The organism is Pseudomonas sp. HMWF006 (assembly GCF_003061205.1).
In the GTDB taxonomy this organism is placed as follows: Bacteria; Pseudomonadota; Gammaproteobacteria; order Pseudomonadales; family Pseudomonadaceae; genus Aquipseudomonas; species Aquipseudomonas monsensis.
In genome coordinates this window covers 1-1,481 of sequence record NZ_QAIU01000321.1, presented here as the reverse complement: position 1 = coordinate 1,481, position 1,481 = coordinate 1, and the positions used below count along the sequence as shown (strand labels likewise).

1 protein-coding gene and 1 pseudogene are annotated in these 1,481 nt (G+C 59.3%); both read right to left on the bottom strand.

The window, feature by feature from the left end:
• Positions 1–305: pseudogene (locus tag DBR24_RS32100) on the bottom strand (hypothetical protein); the annotation flags it as partial.
• Positions 306–419: 114 nt separating this feature from the next.
• Positions 420–1,481 (bottom strand): fimbrial protein (locus tag DBR24_RS13080; RefSeq protein ID WP_371921283.1); only part of this gene is annotated, 1,062 nt, incomplete at its 5' end.

The following is a 1,481-nucleotide window of genomic DNA, read 5'->3' as shown; positions in this document are numbered from 1 at the left end:
CCTGCCAGCGAGGCCATTTGCCCAAGCGTGCGGCTCAACTCCGGCGGCAGCTCACTGCACAGCAACACCGCGCGTACCATGCCGCTCTGGCTGGCAACCCGCAAAAATTCAAGGCAATCGAGGCCACGATCGGTCAAGTCACAGATCACGATATCGACCCCGCCTCGCAGGTGCATCTGCACCATGGCCTGTTCGGCATCCGCTGCTTGCAGCACGTCACGCACGCTCAGGCGATGCAACATCCTGACCAGCACGTTGCAGGCAAACTCATGATTTTCCAGCACCAGAATACGTGGGGAGGTCATCGTCCTTTAATCACTCAATAGACCCGGGAGAGGGAATAGTGGTCTGCGGAAGCCACGCTGAACGCAGGATTTATCCCGCGGTCGTGTAGGAATTTTCCCAAGAGACGCCAATCGTCAGTAGTAAACAATCTGCACCACCATAATGGCCTCGAACGGCCCGACTTCGGGGTCACCCAACGACACCACCGTGGCACTGAACGGCACGTCGATATGGCTCACCTGAGCCGGGAAATTCGCCAAGGGAAAAGGTTCGTTGACCTGCACCAGATTGTTGTGTGCATCACGCACCTGAATGCCCAACTGGCTGCCGGCGGCCGGCAGGATGTTGTACAGACCCTGTTGGTTGCTGGTAACGAACGTCGCACCGACGTTGATTGCGCTGCTGCATTTTTTCTCCAGGGCCAGGCTGAAGGGTCGGGTCGGATTGGGCGGTGAAAAACCGGTGGTGGTTTTCTGGATCACACCAAAGTCGACAATTCCCGGCTCCGGCGTCACCTTGACATCGACCGTACACGCAGTACCGACAATGTTCTGTAAGCCGGAGAGTTGAAAACGGAAGTTGCCCGCCGGGTTGCTCGGCCCGCCATTGAGTCCATAGAGACCGTCGAACTGGAACACGTCGTAGGTATCTTGCGAGGGGCGCTGCAACGGCAATAGCCCGCGCTTGCGGATCACCACCTGAAACGCAATGCTCGGGCTCACCCGCGAACAGGCAAGCATGTCGGCGCCGCTGGTTGCATCCGGGCAACCGCGGGAAATGAAGCCGCTGTTGACGCCCTGGGTCGGGTTGGAACTCCAGTCGCCGTCCCAGGACGTCACGCCGCGATACACCAGACCGAATTCAATGCCCCACGGGGTGGCATTGAGCCCGGCCGGATTGCCGTAAAAATAGATCGGGTCATCTTCTTTGTAATGGATGTCGAACAGTTTCCAGCAGTCGGCCGGGACCACATGGGTTTTCGAGCGCCAGATAATCGTGCCGTCCGGCACTGTGTCCGGGACCGACACCGGACCGATGTACTCGCTCAGGTAGCTCCCGCCGTTCAGCGACTTGCAGACCATCGCCGACGCGAACTGCGACGCCCCCATCAACACCGCCGCCAGGGCCAGCCGCGTCAGCGCAGTGAACAGGCTCACGGTTTCACACCCTTGCACACATTCGCCACGCAATTGAAC